The sequence below is a fragment of the Saccharothrix violaceirubra genome (assembly GCF_014203755.1).
In the GTDB taxonomy this organism is placed as follows: Bacteria; Actinomycetota; Actinomycetes; order Mycobacteriales; family Pseudonocardiaceae; genus Actinosynnema; species Actinosynnema violaceirubrum.
On record NZ_JACHJS010000001.1, the window covers coordinates 1,307,330 to 1,323,900 of the forward strand.

The 16,571-nt window shown below is 70.1% G+C and carries 18 protein-coding genes; 10 read left to right on the forward strand and 8 right to left on the reverse strand.

What is annotated here, in order from left to right:
* Nucleotides 1–35: 35 nt before the first annotated feature.
* Entirely contained in the window at nucleotides 36–752 is a 717-nt protein-coding gene (locus tag F4559_RS06695) for a tyrosine-protein phosphatase (protein ID WP_184666726.1), read from the forward strand.
* A gap of 1 nt (nucleotide 753) precedes the next feature.
* On the opposite strand, the gene F4559_RS06700 is transcribed toward F4559_RS06695, so the two are convergent.
* Together F4559_RS06700 and F4559_RS06705 are read right to left on the reverse strand one after the other, a co-directional pair.
* A complete protein-coding gene (locus F4559_RS06700) occupies nucleotides 754–1,335 on the reverse strand; it encodes a cadmium resistance transporter (RefSeq protein WP_184666728.1) in 582 nt (193 codons plus the stop codon).
* Complete coding sequence (locus tag F4559_RS06705; protein ID WP_312865492.1) at nucleotides 1,332–1,877, reverse strand: histidine phosphatase family protein; 546 nt, start codon at nucleotides 1,875–1,877, stop codon at nucleotides 1,332–1,334. Before F4559_RS06705 ends, F4559_RS06700 begins: the two co-directional genes overlap by 4 nt.
* A gap of 158 nt (nucleotides 1,878–2,035) precedes the next feature.
* Between F4559_RS06705 and F4559_RS06710 the strand changes: the two genes are divergently transcribed.
* Complete coding sequence (locus F4559_RS06710) at nucleotides 2,036–2,836, forward strand: SAM-dependent methyltransferase (RefSeq protein WP_184666732.1); 801 nt, start codon at nucleotides 2,036–2,038, stop codon at nucleotides 2,834–2,836.
* A gap of 15 nt (nucleotides 2,837–2,851) precedes the next feature.
* On the opposite strand, the gene F4559_RS06715 is transcribed toward F4559_RS06710, so the two are convergent.
* On the reverse strand, nucleotides 2,852–4,771 hold the full coding sequence (locus F4559_RS06715; RefSeq protein WP_312865493.1) for a patatin-like phospholipase family protein: 1,920 nt from the start codon (nucleotides 4,769–4,771) through the stop codon (nucleotides 2,852–2,854).
* 509 nt (nucleotides 4,772–5,280) lie between these two features.
* On the opposite strand from F4559_RS06715, the gene F4559_RS06720 reads away from it, so the two are divergent.
* Nucleotides 5,281–5,778, forward strand: coding sequence for a hypothetical protein (locus F4559_RS06720; protein WP_184666734.1), 498 nt, complete (start codon nucleotides 5,281–5,283; stop codon nucleotides 5,776–5,778).
* Here F4559_RS06720 and F4559_RS06725 read toward each other — a convergent pair.
* Nucleotides 5,765–6,421 (reverse strand): CatB-related O-acetyltransferase, encoded by a 657-nt coding sequence (locus F4559_RS06725; protein WP_312865494.1) that lies wholly within the window; start codon nucleotides 6,419–6,421, stop codon nucleotides 5,765–5,767. The two genes, F4559_RS06720 and F4559_RS06725, sit on opposite strands and share 14 nt — an antisense overlap.
* A 70-nt stretch (nucleotides 6,422–6,491) precedes the next feature.
* On the opposite strand from F4559_RS06725, the gene F4559_RS06730 reads away from it, so the two are divergent.
* Nucleotides 6,492–7,073, forward strand: a complete 582-nt coding sequence (locus F4559_RS06730) for a TetR/AcrR family transcriptional regulator (protein ID WP_184666736.1) — start codon at nucleotides 6,492–6,494, stop codon at nucleotides 7,071–7,073.
* A 177-nt stretch (nucleotides 7,074–7,250) separates the two neighbouring features.
* Here F4559_RS06730 and F4559_RS06735 read toward each other — a convergent pair whose 3' ends face one another.
* Complete coding sequence (locus F4559_RS06735) at nucleotides 7,251–8,183, reverse strand: alpha/beta hydrolase (RefSeq protein WP_184666738.1); 933 nt, start codon at nucleotides 8,181–8,183, stop codon at nucleotides 7,251–7,253.
* A 69-nt stretch (nucleotides 8,184–8,252) separates the two neighbouring features.
* On the opposite strand from F4559_RS06735, the gene F4559_RS06740 reads away from it, so the two are divergent.
* The 3 genes from F4559_RS06740 (at nucleotide 8,253) to F4559_RS06750 (ending at nucleotide 10,928) form a co-directional block, all read left to right on the forward strand.
* The gene (locus F4559_RS06740; RefSeq protein WP_184666741.1) at nucleotides 8,253–9,269 is read left to right on the forward strand and encodes a M48 family metallopeptidase; all 1,017 of its coding nucleotides are present in this window, start codon (nucleotides 8,253–8,255) and stop codon (nucleotides 9,267–9,269) included.
* 70 nt (nucleotides 9,270–9,339) lie between these two features.
* A complete protein-coding gene (locus F4559_RS06745; RefSeq protein WP_184666743.1) occupies nucleotides 9,340–10,107 on the forward strand; it encodes a S1 family peptidase in 768 nt (255 codons plus the stop codon).
* 80 nt (nucleotides 10,108–10,187) lie between these two features.
* Nucleotides 10,188–10,928: a serine protease gene (locus F4559_RS06750; protein ID WP_184666745.1), complete on the forward strand. Its 741-nt coding sequence runs from the start codon at nucleotides 10,188–10,190 to the stop codon at nucleotides 10,926–10,928.
* A gap of 113 nt (nucleotides 10,929–11,041) precedes the next feature.
* Here F4559_RS06750 and F4559_RS06755 read toward each other — a convergent pair whose 3' ends face one another.
* Nucleotides 11,042–11,644 (reverse strand): LysE family translocator, encoded by a 603-nt coding sequence (locus F4559_RS06755; protein ID WP_184666747.1) that lies wholly within the window; start codon nucleotides 11,642–11,644, stop codon nucleotides 11,042–11,044.
* 181 nt (nucleotides 11,645–11,825) lie between these two features.
* On the opposite strand from F4559_RS06755, the gene F4559_RS06760 reads away from it, so the two are divergent.
* Both F4559_RS06760 and F4559_RS06765 read left to right on the forward strand, forming a co-directional pair.
* Nucleotides 11,826–12,539 carry a serine protease gene (locus tag F4559_RS06760; protein ID WP_184666749.1) on the forward strand — a complete coding sequence of 238 codons (714 nt, stop codon included), beginning with the start codon at nucleotides 11,826–11,828 and terminating at the stop codon, nucleotides 12,537–12,539.
* 127 nt (nucleotides 12,540–12,666) lie between these two features.
* A complete protein-coding gene (locus tag F4559_RS06765; protein WP_221447728.1) occupies nucleotides 12,667–13,089 on the forward strand; it encodes a GNAT family N-acetyltransferase in 423 nt (140 codons plus the stop codon).
* Here F4559_RS06765 and F4559_RS06770 read toward each other — a convergent pair.
* Complete coding sequence (locus F4559_RS06770) at nucleotides 13,043–14,221, reverse strand: 8-amino-7-oxononanoate synthase (RefSeq protein WP_312865495.1); 1,179 nt, start codon at nucleotides 14,219–14,221, stop codon at nucleotides 13,043–13,045. The genes F4559_RS06765 and F4559_RS06770 overlap by 47 nt on opposite strands.
* 36 nt (nucleotides 14,222–14,257) lie before the next feature.
* On the opposite strand from F4559_RS06770, the gene F4559_RS36215 reads away from it, so the two are divergent.
* Nucleotides 14,258–15,487: a cytochrome P450 gene (locus F4559_RS36215; RefSeq protein ID WP_221447155.1), complete on the forward strand. Its 1,230-nt coding sequence runs from the start codon at nucleotides 14,258–14,260 to the stop codon at nucleotides 15,485–15,487.
* Here F4559_RS36215 and F4559_RS06780 read toward each other — a convergent pair.
* The gene (locus F4559_RS06780) at nucleotides 15,407–16,090 is read right to left on the reverse strand and encodes a quinone oxidoreductase family protein (protein ID WP_184666753.1); all 684 of its coding nucleotides are present in this window, start codon (nucleotides 16,088–16,090) and stop codon (nucleotides 15,407–15,409) included. The genes F4559_RS36215 and F4559_RS06780 overlap by 81 nt on opposite strands.
* Between the last annotated feature and the right edge of the window lie 481 nt (nucleotides 16,091–16,571).

A 16,571-nucleotide genomic window follows, 5' to 3' on the forward strand; every position in this document is an offset into this window, starting at 1 on the left:
GATCCTCTCGTCACGCCCAACCGACAGCGGTGCCGATGCGTCCTGTGACCATGGGCGACGGGGGAGAGCTTTCGTGGGACGGGTGCGTCAACGTCCGTGACCTCGGCGGACTCGGCCGGGTCCGGCCGGGTGCGGTGGTCCGGATGGAGGCGCCGACGAGGCTGGGCGAGTCCGGGTGGACGGCGGTCTGGGACCACGGCGTCCGCACGGTGATCGACCTGCGGGACGCGGGCGAGCGCGTGCCGGACCGGGTGCCGCGACCGTCCGGGATCACCACTGTGCACTGCCCGCTCGACCCGGTCGGTACGCCGTTCCACGCGCGGTGGTCGTCGATCGACAACCTGGCCACGCCGCTGTACTACCCGGCGATGCTCGTCGAGCACCCCGAGCCGGTGATCACCGCCGTGCGGATGATCGCCGACGCGGCACCGGGGTGCGTCGCGTTCCACTGCGCCGGCGGCAAGGACCGAACCGGGCTGGTCGCCCTGGTGCTGCTCACGCTCGCCGAGGCGACGCCGGACGAGATCGTGGCCGACTACCTGCTGACCTACGACCGGATGAAGCCGCTGTACGACGAACTCGGCCACCCCGACCAACTGAGCGGCGTGACGAAACTCCTCGCGGCCCGAGGCACCACCATCGAAGCGTCGCTGACCTCGACCGTCGCTTCGTTGACGATGCCCGACTTCCTCCTGGACAACGGCCTGCCCGCCGTCGAGCTCGACGCTCTGCGTGCCCGTCTCCTCCGGTGATCTACAGACCGAACGCGCCGCCCTCGACCAGGATCGTCACACCGATCGCGACCAGGACCAGCGGCAGGATCACGTGACCCCGGCGCGACAGCGCGCGGCCCACCACCGGATGACCGGCCAGGAACCGGCCGGCCGCGCACCACAGCGCCGTTCCGGCCAGGAAGACCACGAGGTAGCCGACCATCCCGGCCGTGCCGGCGACCGCGAACACCGGCACGTACACGCCGATGTTGTCGCCGCCGTTGGCGAACGTCACGGCCGCGACCGACCACAGCCCGGCGCCGCGGACGTCGTCCTCTTCCTCGTGGCGTCCGCGCCACGCGGTCCATCCGGCACGCAGCCCCAACGCCAACGGCAGGAGTCCCAGGTATGGGATCACGGTCTCGGGCAACAACCCGGCGCCCAGCGCACCGAGCACCGATACCGCCAGGATCGCCGCGAACCCCAGGTACTGACCGGCGACGATCTCGAGCACCGCGACCCGGCCGCGTGCCCGGCCGAAGAACACGGCGAGCAGCAGCAGGTCGTCGATGTTCGTCACCGCGAACATGCTGGCCGCCTTGAGCAGCAGGGTCGCGTTCATCGCAGCCCCGGTCCTTCCGCATGGAAGCGCATGCCGGAGAAGGACAAGCGGTAGACGGCGGGCATCGGCATCGCGGCGCTGAACGGCCAGTCCACCGCGACACCGAACCCGGCCAGTGCGCGGGCCACGAACGTGCCGTGGCTGCCGACGACGACGGTACCGCCGGCGTGTTGGTCGGCCAGGACGCGTAACGCTGCCACCGCACGTGTCGACAACGCCGCGAGGCTCTCCCCGCCGGGCCGGGCGAAGTCGGGGTCCGCCCAGCTGCGCGCGTAGTGGTCGGCGTAATCGGGACGTGGCTCCAGACCGGATTCCCACTCGCGCAGCGCCGCGTCCGTCGTCACTGTCACGCCGAAGCGTCGCGCCAGGGGCTCCACGGTCTGCACCGCGCGCAGGTACGGGCTCGACGCGATCGCGTCCGGACGAAGGTCCGCGAGGTCGTCGACGAGCTGTCCCGCCTGCGTGCGCCCGAATGCGGACAGTCCCCGGTGGAGTTCGTCCGGCCCGCCCGGTACCGGAACGTGCGACGTGGCGTGACGCACGACCACCAAGGTGGTCGCGAATTCGTTTCCGTCGCCGGACATGGGTACGAAACCGTGCACGTCGCACATCATGTGACATCGACCCCGGACGCCCGTTCGGTGGTTGCGGTCCCGCACCCGGAACGCGACGATCACGCCCGTCGAGTCGAGGAGTGTGCATGGAGCAGGCAAGCTGGGTCCCGTCGTCGGTCGACCTCGACCGGCCGAGCGCGGCCCGGATGTACGACTACTACCTGGGCGGGTCGCACAACTTCGCGGTCGACCGCGAAGCGGCGCAGGCCGTCGAGAAGATCTACCCCGGCATGGCCGGCGCCGCCCGTGCCAACCGGTCGTTCCTGCGCCGGGCCGTGCGGTACCTGCTCGCCCAGGGCATCGACCAGTTCCTCGACCTGGGTTCGGGCATCCCGACCGTCGGCAACGTGCACGAGATCGCCCAGGCGGCCAACCCCGAGGCACGCGTCGTGTACGCGGACCTGGAGCCGGTAGCCGTCGCGCACGGCAGCGCCCTGCTCGCGGACAACCCGCGTGCCATCTCCGTCCAGGGCGACCTGCGCGACCCCGACTCCGTCCTCAGCTCCGACGAGGTCCGCGCGCTGCTCGACTTCGACCGGCCGATCGGCGTGCTGATGGTCGCGGTGCTGCACTTCGTGCCCGACTCGGACCGGCCGCACGAGGCCATCGCCCGCTTCCGCGACGCCCTCGCGCCCGGCGGCTACATCGCCATCTCGCACGGCAGTGCGGACGGCGTGCCGCAGGACGGCCTCGAAGACACCGACCGTGTGAAGGCGATCTACCGGCGCACCGACAGCCCGCTCGTGCTGCGGTCCGGTACGGAGATCGCGTCGTTGTTCGACGGCCTCGACGTGGTCGAGCCGGGCGTCGTGCGGCTGTCCGAGTGGCGGCCGGACTCCGACGACGCCTACATCAGCGCGTACGTCGGGGTCGGCCGCAAGTCCTGACCAACGGCGTGGCGGCTACTCCGGCGGCGTGATCCGCAGGTCGGGGTCGATCGGCGGCGCGCCGTCGAACGGCCCCTTCACCAGACCACCCAACGCGTCGAGCGTGAGCGCGATCCCGTGCGCGTGCGGGTCGACGTCGGTCGGCGGCTCCTCGAACCAGTCGTGCAGATCGGTCGGGATCCGGTACGTGTCGGCGAGTCCGGTGTACAGCTCCGCACGCCGGTCGGCCTGGTCGGCGAGCTGCTGGTACTCACGCATGGCCAGGCGCATGCGAATCCACCGGTACCGGTCGGTGTTCGTACCGTCCGACGCGGTGAACCGGGTGCGCAGCAGCTCGCCCGCCCGGCGCCCGCGCGCGGCCAGGTCGAGGATGGTCGCGGGTGGCATGAACAGGTTCAGGCCGCCCTCGTGGTCGGCGACCCGCACGTGCGCGATCCGACCCCGGTAGCCGGGCAATGCCGACTGCATCGTGTCGCGCCAGTCGAGCATCGTGTCGAGGATCGCGCCGGCGAACCCCCGCACCCCGTCGACCGGCCGCCACGGTGCGCCGCTGGTCGACGCGTCCTGCTCGGGCAGCCACACGTCGTCCGCGCCCGGACTCGGGAACCGCTGGAGACTGAGCCCGAACGTGGGCCAGCGCGGCAGCATCGTGTCGAAGAAGTGGATCGGGAAGTTGCTGGTGATCCCGCCGTCGGAGAACCAGTGCACGCGCGGCTCGGGTTCGGCGCGGACCAGCGGGACGGCCGCGATCAGGCCGGGCAGCGGCATGCTCATCCGCACCGCGAGGGCTACCGGCAGGTCACGTGGCAACCGGTGCAGCACGTGCCCGTCCAGCGGACACGTGTGCCCGGTCGACTCCGTGCCGAGCCGGTGCACGACGCGGTCGGGCACGACCCGGCCCAGGCACCGTGCGCAGAACAGCCACTCGTCGACGGGTTCGGTGAACGGCAGCCGGTAGGGGCGTCCCTCCGACAGGTCCGTCGTCATCAGGACCAGCGTCGTGTCGAGATCGGCGAAGGTCAGGGTGTCCACACCGGACAGGTCGTCGAGCCGGTCGGCGAGCCAGTCGCTCAGTGGCGGCACGCCCGTCGAGCGCGGCACGCCGCATCGCCGGTCCCAGAAGTTCGCCTTGAACGTGCCGGTGCCGGGGACCAGGCCGAAGTGCAGCGACCGGGCGTTCTTGTCGAGGAAGCGCTTCGCACCGAGCAGGTACGTCACGGCGACCGCGCTCACGAACGCGAACCCGAACACCAACCACCACACGACGGCCGTGACCAGCGTGGTGAAACTCGGAAGCGTGAACCGGGTGAGCGCGAGGACCGGCAGCAACGGTACGAGCACCAGCAGCGCGGTTCCGATCCGGCGCGGCCACGCGTCGTGTCCGCGTGGCACCAGTCGGATCACTATGGGCGGCACGATCAGCGCGACCAGCACGATGATCGTCACCAGCACCCACGACGGGGTCGTGCGCCACTCGACGGCGAGCGCCCACGCGGTCGGCCCCGCCAGCCATAACGCGAGTGCCAGGGCCAGCGATGCCCGCGCCCGCCAGCCGATGGCACCCAGCAGGGCGAGGACCAGGCACGTTGCCGCACTGCGCCCCGTCACCGCGCGGCTCTGCATGGACGCGGCGACGACCCGGAACAGTCGACGCGTGCGCGCGTCGGGTTGGAACAGTTGCGCGAGCCGCCATTCCGGCGACGCGAACCAGTGGACGATGCCCTCCAGCTTGCCGAACCCGTCGCGGTCGCGCCCCTTCTCGGCTGCCGCGGTGAACGCGGCGCCGATGGCACCCGCGGACGCACCGCCCAACGACCGGAACCGGTAGTGGCGGGCGAGTTCGACAACGGCCCACGGGTACACCACGCCGCTTGTGGTGCCTCCGCGCATCGTCAGGTCGCAGTACCCGTTCAACTCGTGGCGGTCTTCGCTCACGGCGGCCTCCCCGCACCAATGATCGCGCTGCGCACCCGGACAGCGCGCTAGACCAACCGGTGGTTCTCCCCGCCGGGCCGTTCGAGCCAGATCACTCGATCGGGATGAGCGCTCCCACTGTGTCACTCGTACGAGTGAAAATCTGGGTGTTGCATAACTCTTCGCTGGCAGAGTCCGACGAGCTTGTCATCCGAATGGCCATACCCGGTCGGACGAATGCGAGCGTCGTCATGATCCAACCGCCATCCCGGCGCCGTAGGCGGCCGACGCTGTCCCCGTCACGCTGGCCGTTCGTGCTCATCGCCCTGTTCCTGATCGCGGTCGTGGTGGTGGCCGTGGCACGTCGCGACCGTCCAGCATCGACCGCGACGACGTCGCCGCATCGTGTACCGGTAGGCGACACTTCCACGTCACCGTCACCGATCGCGTCACCGTCTCCGGTCGTGTCGCCGACCACGTCCGTGACGCGCACCCCGGTGCCGCGTCTCGCCCCGGTCACGGGATCGTCGGTGTATACCGGCATCGGCGACGGCATCGTCACGCTCGACCGTCCGACCGGCCTCAAGGTCGTCGAGTTCGAGTGCGCGGAATGCTCACGCGTCACCGCGATCACCACGGACGGCGACGAGGCCGTACTGGTCCGGACCGTTGGTCCGTATCGGGGCAAGCGCTGGCTCAACGTCCACGACGGTGCGCGCACGACGACGTTGACGATCACCGCGAACGCCGCCTGGACCGTCGGGGTCGGCGGCCTGGAGGCGGCCACCGAGTCGTCCGGTTCGCTGTCGGGTACCGGTGACAGCGTCGTGGTCTACCGCGGTACCGCGACCACCGCGCGGATCACCAACTCCGGCGACGGCGCGTTCGTGGTCGACGTCGTGTCCGGTCCGGCCGGACTCGGCCTGCCGGTGGACACCGTCGGCGCCTACGACGGCACGGTGCCGCTCGAAGGCCCCGCGATCATCCAGGTCACGTCGAACGGCACCTGGACCGTCACCCCGCGCTGACGAGTCCGTGCTCGACCGCGATCCGTTCGATCTCGACGGGCGTGCCGGCCATGATCGTGCGCACGTGCTCGGTCACGAGTTCGATCGGCCACGACCACCACCGTGCGCGCAGCAGGCGTTCGACGTCCTCGTCCGGGTAGCGGCGCTTGATCGGCCGCGCGGGGTTGCCGCCGACCACGGTGTACGGCGGCACGTCGGACGTCACCAGTGCGCCGGTCGCCACGATCGCACCGTCGCCGATCCTGACCCCCGGCATGATCACCGCACCGTTCCCGAACCACACGTCGTTGCCGACCACCGTGTCGCCGCGGGTCTCCATGCCGGTGATCAGGTCGAGAGTGCGCTCGGCCCACGTGCCCCCGAAGATCGTGAACGGGAACGTCGACACACCCGAGGTCAGGTGGTTCGCCCCCGCCATGACGAACCGCGTCCCGGTCGCGATCGCGCAGAACCGACCGATGACCAGCTTCTCGGTGCCGTAGCCGTAGAGCACGTTGCGGGTCTCGAACTCCGTCGCGTACTCGGGGTCGTCGTAGTACGTGTACTCGCCAACCTCGATCGTCGGCGCCGTGACCAGCGGCTTGAGCAGGACGACGCGGGGGTGCTCGGCGAGCGGGTGAAGCAGGGTCGGATCGGGAATCACGGCGCTCCTAACGCAACTCGTGTCGCGTTAGACTGGCACAACCGCTCCTTTAAGGCAACTGGAGTTGCATTTGGCTGCCAGGCCCGGCGGACGCTCCGAGCGCGTCCGTGCCTCCGTCATCGATGCCACGTTCGCCGAACTGGTCGAACGCGGCTACCTCGGCATGTCTGTCGAGAACGTCGCCAACCGCGCCGGTGTGCACAAGACGACCGTGTACCGGCGTTGGGGGACGGTCGAGGGGCTCGTCGCGGACGCGCTCGACCACACCCGCGACACCCCGTGGCCGGTGCCCGACACCGGCACTCTCGTCGGGGACCTGACCGCGATCGCCTACGAGGTCGTCGATTCGTTCGCCGATCCCGTACGTCGCACGGTTCCCGTCGCAGTGGTCGCCGCCGCGCTCATGTCGAGTGCCGCGACGCGTGCCAAGAACGACTTCTACGGCGCGCGCACCGCCGAGGCCGCCCAAGTCGTCACCCGCGCCGTCGAACGCGGCGAGCTGCCCGCGACTACCGACGCGGCCGAGGTGATCCGACTGGTGTGCGGCCCGCTGTACCACCGCGTGTTCATCACAGGCGACCCGATCGACCACGGGGTGGCGGACCGTGTCGTGCGCGTCGTCGTACACGCGGCCAAGGCCGGTCTGGTGTAGCGGACCGGTGGTCCGCTGAGGGTGCCCGGCACGGTGACGCCGCACATGTACGACGTTGCTGTTCAAGGGCGAGACTGTGTCCGGCACGTGCACGACAGAGCGTTCGCGTAACGGAGCCGGGCACGAATGCACGACTCCGTGCACCATCCTGGCACCGTCGGAGGTGCGCTTACCTGCTCAGACGCCGTCGAGGAACTCGTCGACTTCGGCCAGCGCGCGTCGACGTACCGGTTCGGCGGACAGGAACAGGTCGTGCATGCCGTTGTCCACGGTTACGACGGTGACGTCCCGACCGATCTTCGGACCCCACCGGCGCATGTGCTCGACGTCGAGCACGGTGTCGGACGTCATCGCCTCGACCGACCACTTCCGCGCGTGCAGGTGGCTGTGCGCGGAACGCAACAGCAGCACCGGCACGCGCACGTCCAGCCCCCGGTGCAGCGTCGCGTGCGCCCGACGGACCGCGCGCAACCACCCGGCCGTGACCGGGAACGCCTCGATCGGCTTCCAGCCCAGGTCGAAGTCCCATTCACCGTGGTGGTCCCGGTGGATGCTCTGCCCGTACACGCTGCCCAGTCCGGACCGCACGACGAGTCTCGGCGCGAACCGCCCGACACCCCGGATCACCGCCGTGCCCACGGTGCGCAGGAACCACGGCTCGGCCAGGTCGAGCCACGGGCTGTTGAGCACCAAGGCGTCGATGAGCCCGTCCCGCCGCCGTTCGTGCGCCCACAGGCTCGCGGTCAACCCACCGGTCGAATGGCCCATCAACACCACGTCGCGGTGCCCGTCCTCCTCGCGGACGATCCGCACCGACGCGTCGATCTCCTCGAAGTGCTCGGTCAGATCCGTCACGTGGTTCGCGAGCTGTCCCGGCCGCAGCGACCGCCCGTACGCGCGCAGGTCGACCGCGTAGAAGTCGAACGACCGTCGCGTGAAGTGCTCGGCGACGTGCCGCTGGAAGAAGTAGTCGGCGAACCCGTGCACGTAGAGCACGGCGCCGCGCACCGGATGCTCGGCCCGCTTGCGCACCAACGTCGCCGTGACGTCGCCGCCGCCCAGCGGGAGCGTCCGGGTTTCGTAGTCGTCACCCAGCACATCTACGGTCACCGCCACAGTGTGCACGCCTCTTGCGCCGATCGGGGAGATCACCCTCCCCGATCGTGGCACTCTGGCTTCATGAGCGAGGAAATCGAACGATCGACGGCCCGCGTGCGCTTCTCCGGGATCAGTCCCCGCGCCTACGAGCACCCGGTCGACCGTGGCGCGCTCGCCGTGCTGCGTGCGGTGCCGGGCATCGGTCCCGTGCTACAAGCGGTGGCCGGTGCGTTCACCGAACGCGGTGAGCGGCTGGTGCACCTGGCGTCGACCATCAGGGTCGGCCCGAAGCAATACCCGGAGCTGGACCGGCTCCGGCTGGAGACGGCCGCGACGCTGGACATCGACCCGGTGCCCGAGCTGTTCGTCCGCCGCGACCCGACGCCGCAGGCGAGTGTGTTGGGCATCGACAAGCCGTTCATCGTCCTCACGACCGGTCTGATCGACCTGCTCGACCGCGACGGCCTGCGGTTCGCCATCGGGCACGAGATGGGCCATGTGCTGTCCGGCCACGCGCTCTACCAGACGATCCTGTACCGCCTGCTGCGTCTCCAGGAGACGCTCGGGTGGATGCCCGCCGCGTTCTGGGCCGTCCGTGCCGTGATCGCCGCGCTGTGCGAGTGGTACCGCAAGACCGAGTTGTCGTGCGACCGTGCCGGATTGCTGTGCGTGCAGGACCCCGCCGCGGCGTTGCGCGTGCACGTCGCGTTGGCCGGCGGCATGGACCTGCGCCAGGTCGACACGTCCGAGTTCCTCAAGCAGGCCAAGGAGTACGAGGCCGTCGAGGACGTGCGCGACAGCGTGCTCAAGTTGATCCGCACGTGGCCGCTGACCCACCCGATGGCCGTCGTGCGCGCCGCCGAGTTGCAGAAGTGGGCCGCGAGCGAGGAGTACCGGACGATCCTCACCGGCGAGTACGCGCGCCGCGAGGACGACCGGCCGACGACCTCGTTCAGTGATGACCTCAAGTCCGCGGCCCGTTCCTACAAGGAGTCGGCCGCCGAGTCCGAGGACCCGTTGATCAAGGTGCTGAACGAGTTCGGCGGGGTGTTGGCGGGCGCGGCGGGCAAGGTCCGCGACAAGTTCACCGCCAACTAGGCTACTCGGCCTAATACTGTCGTACGTTCTGGCTAGTCTCCGAACGTCGGAATCGACGCGAGGAGGAACGATGCGACTGGCCACGCTGCTCGTGGCGCTGCTGGTGTTCGGTGGTGGCACGGCCGCCGCGACCGGTGAACGGGTGGTCGGCGGCTCACGGGTCGCCATCACCGACCACCCGTGGGTGGTCTACCTGACGGATTCGGCGGGGTTCCAGTTCTGCGGCGGCACGCTCGTCGCCCCGCGCAAGGTGGTGACCGCGGGGCACTGTGTCGTCTCCCGGTCGCCGGGCACGACCCGGGTGGTCGCGGGCCGCGAGGACAAACGCACCCGGCAGGGTGAGGTCCTCGCGGTCGAGGAGATCTGGGTGCACGAGCGGTACGACGGAGCCGACCAGGGGTCGGACGTGGCGGTCCTGACGCTGGGATCGTCGGCGCACCAGGCGACCCTGCCGCTCGTGTCGCACGCGGAGTCGGAACTGTACGAACCGGGCACGCTCGCGACGGTCCTCGGCTGGGGACGGGTCAGCGAGTTGGGTGCCACCTCCCGGTTCCTGCTGGCCGCCACGGTGCCGCTCACAACCGATGAGGTCTGCGGGGAGGCATACCCGCAGTACGACCCGTCGGCCATGGTGTGCGCCGGGCGGCCGGACGGTGGGGTCGACACCTGTCAGGGCGATTCGGGCGGACCGTTGGTGGCGGGTGGGCGCCTGATCGGCCTGACGTCGTGGGGCGAGGGTTGTGCGCGTCCGGGCAAACCAGGCGTCTACACCCGCTTGGAGAGCTACCTCGACGTCGTCCGGCCGCACCTGGCCGAGGTCACGACGGCCGCGCCCTGACCCGGTCCCCACCGGCACTCGTCACCTGCGCGAGTGACGTCGACTTGTGGTGCCCGGACCGTGCGCTTTCAGTGGGCGCCATGCGGACTCTCCTGCGCGCACTCACGGCGTCGCTGCTGGTACTGGCCCTTGTCACGCCTCCCGCGACCGCCGACCCGCGGATCGTCGGCGGACAGGTCGTGACCGACATCGCCGAGGCGCCGTGGATGGTCGCGCTGGTGACCACCGCCGGTCGTCACGTGTGCGGCGGCACGCTGATCGCGCCCGCACTGGTGGCGACGGCCGCGCACTGCGTCGCGACGTACCGCGCCGAAGACCTCCTGGTCGTCGGGGGCCGTGCTGACTTGTCGAAGCCGGTCGGCATCGTGTCGCGCACTACGCAGATCGTCTTGAACCCGGCGTACAAGACCGCGCAGATCGGCGCGGACGCGGCGTTGCTGTACACCACGAGCACGTTCCCGTACCCGGTGCTCACCGTGCCGTCGCGTTCGGAGACCTACCTGTACACGCCCGGCACCGTCGGCACGGTGCTCGGGTGGGGACGCACGTTCGAGAACGGCCCGGGGAGCCTCCAACTGCGCAAGGCCCTTGTGCCGATCGTCTCCGATGCGGAGTGCGCGGCGGCGTACAAGGAGTACGTGCCCAAGGCACACGTCTGTGCCGGTTTTCCCGAAGGTGGCGTCGACGCGTGCCAGGGTGACTCCGGCGGGCCCCTGGTGGTGAACGGCCGTCTCGCGGGCATCGTCTCCTGGGGTACGGGGTGCGCTCGTCCGGGTAAACCCGGCGTCTACACCAGGGTCACGTCGTACGTCAGCTACTAGCCCTGGCGATCAAGGTCCGGCCGTTCGTGCACGTGGTCGTGCCGCGCGCGACACCGTGTCACGAACACCGTTTGTGTCGCAGGCAAGCGTTACGAATCCGGGTCGCTTACCCGTTACACGACCAGGCCGACGGACATGGTTACGAACACTGCCGCGCACACGACGTCGAGCGCGGTCGTGAACCGGCCGAGCGCACCGGCCATGCGCGCCGCCGTGAGGACGATCACCGACTCCCACAGCGCGGCTGCGGCGAGGAACACGGCCGCGAGCAGGCCGAGTTGCCACGCGGGGTCGCCGGTGCCGATGAACTGCGGCAGGAAGGCAAGTGAGAACAGCAGCATCTTCGGGTTGGTGATGTTGGTCAGGAAGCCGGCGCGGAACGGTCGCGCGGCCACCCGTCCGCCGTCGCCGTCGGTGCCGCCCGCGACCAGGCCGCGTGCGATCGACACGGCCAGGTAGAGCAGGTACGCCGCACCGATCCAGCGCAGTGCGGTGAGCACCGCCGGGTACCGGGCGATCACCACGCCCAGCCCCGAGACCACCAGCCCGACCTGGATCGCGGCGGCGGTGTGGATGCCCGCGAGCGCGAGCAGTCCCGACCGCACTCCGGAACGCATCGACGTGCGCAGGAGCAGGAACGCGTCCACCCCCGGCGTGAGGATGACGACCGCACACGCGACCAAGAACGCCGGTAGCTGGGCGAAGTCGAACCGCATGGGTGTGGAACCTCCCTCGCGTTCCGGACAGAACGTCGTGATCTGCCTCACGCACTGAAGAATTTTCGCTATCAATGGATACTAGCAAGAGATTCTTCGGTTCTCCTACCGCTCCGGCGAGGGTGCACCTGTTCCGCTACGGTGTGCGCCGATTGGGCCACTCGTCGTAAGAAGGTGCTCCTTGCGGATCAGCGTCTTAGTCGTCCTCGTCCTGCTCGCCGTCGCCGCACCCGGCCCGGCACGTGCGATCGTCGGCGGCCACCCGGCCGACGAACCCTGGGTGGTCGCGCTCTTCGACCCTGGCCGGAACCTGTTCTGCGGTGGTGCGCTGATTGCGCCCGACAAGGTGGTGACGGCCGCGCACTGCACCGTCGAACGCACCGCGTTGGCCACCCTCGACCGGCAGCGCATCACCGTGGTCGCGGGTCGTCCCGACCTCGACCAGCCGGTCGGCCACGAGGTCGAGGTGGCGTCGTCGTGGCGGCATCCGGACTTCCGGTCCGTGGCCGAGGGCGACGACGTCGCGATTCTGACCCTGGCCCACCCGCTGCCCTACCGTACGATCGCCGTGGGTGCCGCGTATACCGGACCGGCGACCGTACACGGCTGGGGACGCACGGGCGAGCTCGCGCCCGCGAGTCGCGTGCTGCGCGCTGTCGACGTACCGGTTCTCGACGACGGGACGTGTCGGAAAGCCGACTCCGTGCACAACCCCGCGAAGATGCTCTGCGCCGGTTATCCGGAGGGTGGCAAGGACGCCTGCGAAGGCGACTCCGGCGGCCCGATCGTCCAGGACGGCGCGCTGATCGGCGTCGTGTCCTACGGCCGTGGCTGCGCTCGTCCCGGCGAACCGGGCGTGTACACGCGTCTCGCCGCGTACCTCGACCTGTTCTGATCACGTGTCCGCGTGCACACGCGGTCGACAGGATCGGGTTCCCGTGTCGTGCGCGGTTACGGAACCGCGCACGACACTCGAACGGCGTCGTCGTCGTGTCGGGGTGTAGGACGGTGACGTGGCGGACTTGAGGGTGGCCGGCGCGAACGCGCTCGGGGCGGCGGAGCTGTACGAACTGCTCAGGCTGCGGGTGGACGTGTTCGTCGTCGAGCAGGAGTGCGCCTATCCGGAACTGGACGGGCGTGATCTCGAACCTGGGACACGGCACTTCTGGGTGCATGACGGCGTGCCAGTCGCGTACCTGCGGACGTTGGCCGAACCTGACGGAACCGTCCGGATCGGACGGGTGTGCACGGCGAAACAGGCGCGGGGACTCGGACACGGCCGCAGGTTGATGGTCGCCGCGCTGGACGAGGTCGGCGTACGCACATGCGTGCTCGACGCGCAGACGTATGTCGTGGACTTCTACGCGTCGTTCGGCTTTATGGTCGAAGGCGACGAGTTCATCGAGGACGGGATACCGCACCGGCGGATGCGCCGGTCTCCGTGATCACCCGCACGGCCCGTTCGACATCGGCCTCGGTCAGGTCCGCCCGTGCGGTCAACCGCAATCGTGACACCTGGTCGGGTACCGAGGGCGGCCGGAAGCAGCCGACAAGGACCCCCTGCGCACGACATGCCCGCGACCACTCCAGCGCCGATTCGGCCGACGGCGCCCGCACCGACACCACAGCGGCCGAGGGCGTGCTCGCCGGCAGCCCGTTCTCGCGCAGTCGGAAGGCCAGGTCCTGCGCCACGGTCAGGGCGCGTTCCGGCAGCCCGGGTTCCTCGCGCAGCACCTTCAACGCGGCCAGCGCCGCCGCCGCGCTCGCCGGAGCCAAGCCGGTGTCGAAGATGAACGTGCGTGCCGTGTCGATCAAGTGCCGGATCACCCGTGACGGTCCGAGCACCGCGCCACCCTGCGCGCCGAGCGACTTCGACAGCGTCACGGTCGTCACGACATCGGGCGCCTTCGCCAGACCTGCCGCGTGCACCGCGCCACGTCCGCCGTCACCGAGGACGCCGAGTCCGTGCGCGTCGTCGACCACCAACGCCGCCTCATGCTCACGACACGTTGCCACCAGGTCCGCCAACGGTGCGAGGTCGCCGTCGACCGAGAACACCGAGTCGGTCACGACGAGCGCGCGGCGCTTGCCCCGCGTCGCCAGCGCGTGCGTGATGCGCGGAACCTCGCAGTGTCCCGCGACCACGACGTCCGCCTTCGACAGTCGGGTTCCGTCGATCAACGACGCGTGGATGTGCTGGTCGGCCACGATCGCGGTGCCCGGCCCGGACAGCGCCATCAGCGCGCCGAGGTTGGCCGCGTAGCCGGACGAGAACACGAGCGCCGATTGCGCGCCGCAGAAGTTCGCGAGTTCGTACTCGAGTTCGGTGTGGAGTTCGGTGGACCCCGTGACCAGGCGCGATCCCGTGGAACCCGCGCCCCAGCGCAGCGCCGCGGCGGCTGCCGCGCCCGTGACGCGCTTGTCCCGGGTGAGTCCCAGGTAGTCGTTGGACGCCAGGTCGAGGTCGGTCGAGTGGGCGGCCCGGGGCCGTACCGTCCGCGTCAGACCGGCCTTCGCGCGGGCGCCCGCGCGGGTGTCGATCCAGTCGAACACCGACTCGCCTGTGCTCACACTCACGCGGGCAGTCTCGCACCCGGCCGCTACCGTGCCGGCGTGGACCTCTTCCAGCACGGTCACGCGGACCTGCGCGCACTGCGCGAGAACGCCCCGGTGCACCGCGACGAGCGAACCGGGCTGTGGCTGGTCAGCCGATACGCGAACGTGCGCGCCGTGCTCGCCGACCCGAAGACCTTCCACCCGGACAACGCGCTCACCGCGATCACGCCGATCCCTCGCCCGGTCCTGCGCACGCTGGCCAGGTCCGGCTTCTCGCTCCCGCCGACACTGGCGAACAACGGCACGCCGACGCACGCGCCGTTGCGTCGACTGGTCGCCCGATACCTCACGCCCGTGCGTGTCGCCGCGATGTCGGACCGCATCGTCGAGCTGACCCGCGAACGCCTCGACCGGCTGACCGGACCCCGGGTCGACCTGCACCCGGCGTTGGCCCGGGACCTGCCGGCGATCGTGCTGCTGGAAATCATGGGCATCGACGACGTGGACGTCGACGCGCTCAAGGCGTGGAGCACTGCTTCGCTCGAGTTGTTCTGGGGCGACCTCACACCCGACCGGCAGCGGGCACTGGCCGGACCGGCGGCCGAGTTCCACCGCTGGCTGTCGCAGCGGATCAGGTCCGCGCGCGGCGACGACCTGTTCGGCGCGTTGAACGCGGCCGGCGTGTCCGTGCGCGACGCGGCCGGACTTTGCTACTTCCTGCTCATCGCGGGGCAGGAGACGACCACCCAGTTGTTGTGCGCGGTGTTCCACGGGGTGCTTCGGCACGGCGACCTGTGGTCGCGGCTGGACGAACCGGGGATGGCCGCGCACTGCGTCGAGGAGACGTTGCGTCGTGAACCGCCGGTCAACACGTGGCGCAGGGTCGCCGCGCGTGACACGGAACTGGCCGGCGTGCGCATCCCGCAGGGCGCCCACCTGCTCCTGATGCTCGCCGGTTCCGGCAGCGACCCCGAGGTGTTCGACGAACCCGAGCGCTTCTGCCCGGCCCGGCCGAACGCCCGCAAGCACCTTGCCTTCGGCTTCGGACCGCACTTCTGCCTCGGCGCCGGGCTCGCCCGCCTGGAGGGCGAGGTGGTCCTGCGCGAGACCGCACGCCGGTTTCCGGGCCTGCGGCTCGCGTCGACCGCTTCGCCGCCGATGCTCGGGCTGCTGTCGTTCCGCGCCCCGCTCAGCGTCGACGTCGTCTTAGGGGACGAGGATCAGCTTGCCCGTGGTGGAACGCGATTCCAGCAGGTAGTGGGCGCGGGCGGCGTCGGACAGGGGTAGCGCCGCACCGAGTATCGGGCTGAGCCCGGACGCGAACGCCTCCCGTACCGCGTCGGTCGAGTAGGTGCCCCACAGCCCGGTGATCGACACGCCCCGACCGAACACGTCGGACGCGTCGACGTCGAGCGGCGCGCCGCCCGCGTACCCGAACAGGACCAGGCGCCCGGTGCCGGTACGCAACAGGTCGAACGACTCCCGTGCGGTCGCGCCGCCGACCGACGACAGAGCGACGTCGATCGGTTCGAGCCCGGCCGACCATCCCGGTACCGAGTAGTCGACCACTTCATGCGCACCGAGCTGCGACGCGATCGCGAGTTTGTGCGCACCGCGTGTCGCCGCGACGACGATCGCACCGGCGCGTGACGCCAGCTGCACGAGAAGTGAACCGACGCCACCCGTCGCGGCCTCGACCAGGACACGGTCGCCGGGCGCGATCCGCCCGGCACGCGCCGCGGCGAGGGCGGTGGTGCCTTGGCTGAGCAGCGCGGCGGCTTCGTGGTCGGACAACGTGTCCGGCACTTCGACGGGTTCGGTTAGCACGGCATGCGACGCGTAGCCGGGACCCGTCGGCACGCCCGCGAGCCGTCGACCGTCCGCGGTCACGCCGACGACCTCGCCTCCCAGTGGTCCTGGTTCGTCGGGGATGGGTACCCACGGGAACAACCCGCGAGCGTGTCCGGAACGCAGCAACGTGTCGCCGAAGTTGACACCCGCCGCCGTGACACACACCAATTCCTGCCCCGGGCCGGGTACGGGATCGGGTACCTCGACCTCGTGCAGTACTGACGGTGACCCGAACTCTTTGTACTGGACAACTCGCACGTCGAAAACCTTCCTCGGTGGACTGGCGGGACCGGCGGATTGGGTGGCGGGCCGGACCGGAGATGGGGCGGACCGGTGGTCCGCTTGTATCGAGATTGATGCGGCTGGCGGTCCGCTCGGGGGCGCGGCTGTACGGACCGGCGGTCCGCCAAGGTTTCGTCGGTGCGAATGACTGGGGCGCGCACTTCTTGCTCGTGTTTGCGCTGGTAAGCGACTTTTGAGGCCTGGATCGTCGGTCCGCGTCGTTCGGTACCCGTCGACC

What these genes read in the sequence shown, in the direction of transcription:
- F4559_RS06695 (WP_184666726.1), top strand. Translation starts at nt 36, where the DNA reads ATGCGTCCTGTGACCATGGGCGACGGGGGAGAGCTTTCGTGGGACGGG.
- F4559_RS06700 (WP_184666728.1), bottom strand. Translation starts at nt 1,335, where the DNA reads ATGAACGCGACCCTGCTGCTCAAGGCGGCCAGCATGTTCGCGGTGACG.
- F4559_RS06710 (WP_184666732.1), top strand. Translation starts at nt 2,036, where the DNA reads ATGGAGCAGGCAAGCTGGGTCCCGTCGTCGGTCGACCTCGACCGGCCG.
- F4559_RS06740 (WP_184666741.1), top strand. Translation starts at nt 8,253, where the DNA reads ATGAGCGAGGAAATCGAACGATCGACGGCCCGCGTGCGCTTCTCCGGG.
- F4559_RS06745 (WP_184666743.1), top strand. Translation starts at nt 9,340, where the DNA reads ATGCGACTGGCCACGCTGCTCGTGGCGCTGCTGGTGTTCGGTGGTGGC.
- F4559_RS06750 (WP_184666745.1), top strand. Translation starts at nt 10,188, where the DNA reads ATGCGGACTCTCCTGCGCGCACTCACGGCGTCGCTGCTGGTACTGGCC.
- F4559_RS06755 (WP_184666747.1), bottom strand. Translation starts at nt 11,644, where the DNA reads ATGCGGTTCGACTTCGCCCAGCTACCGGCGTTCTTGGTCGCGTGTGCG.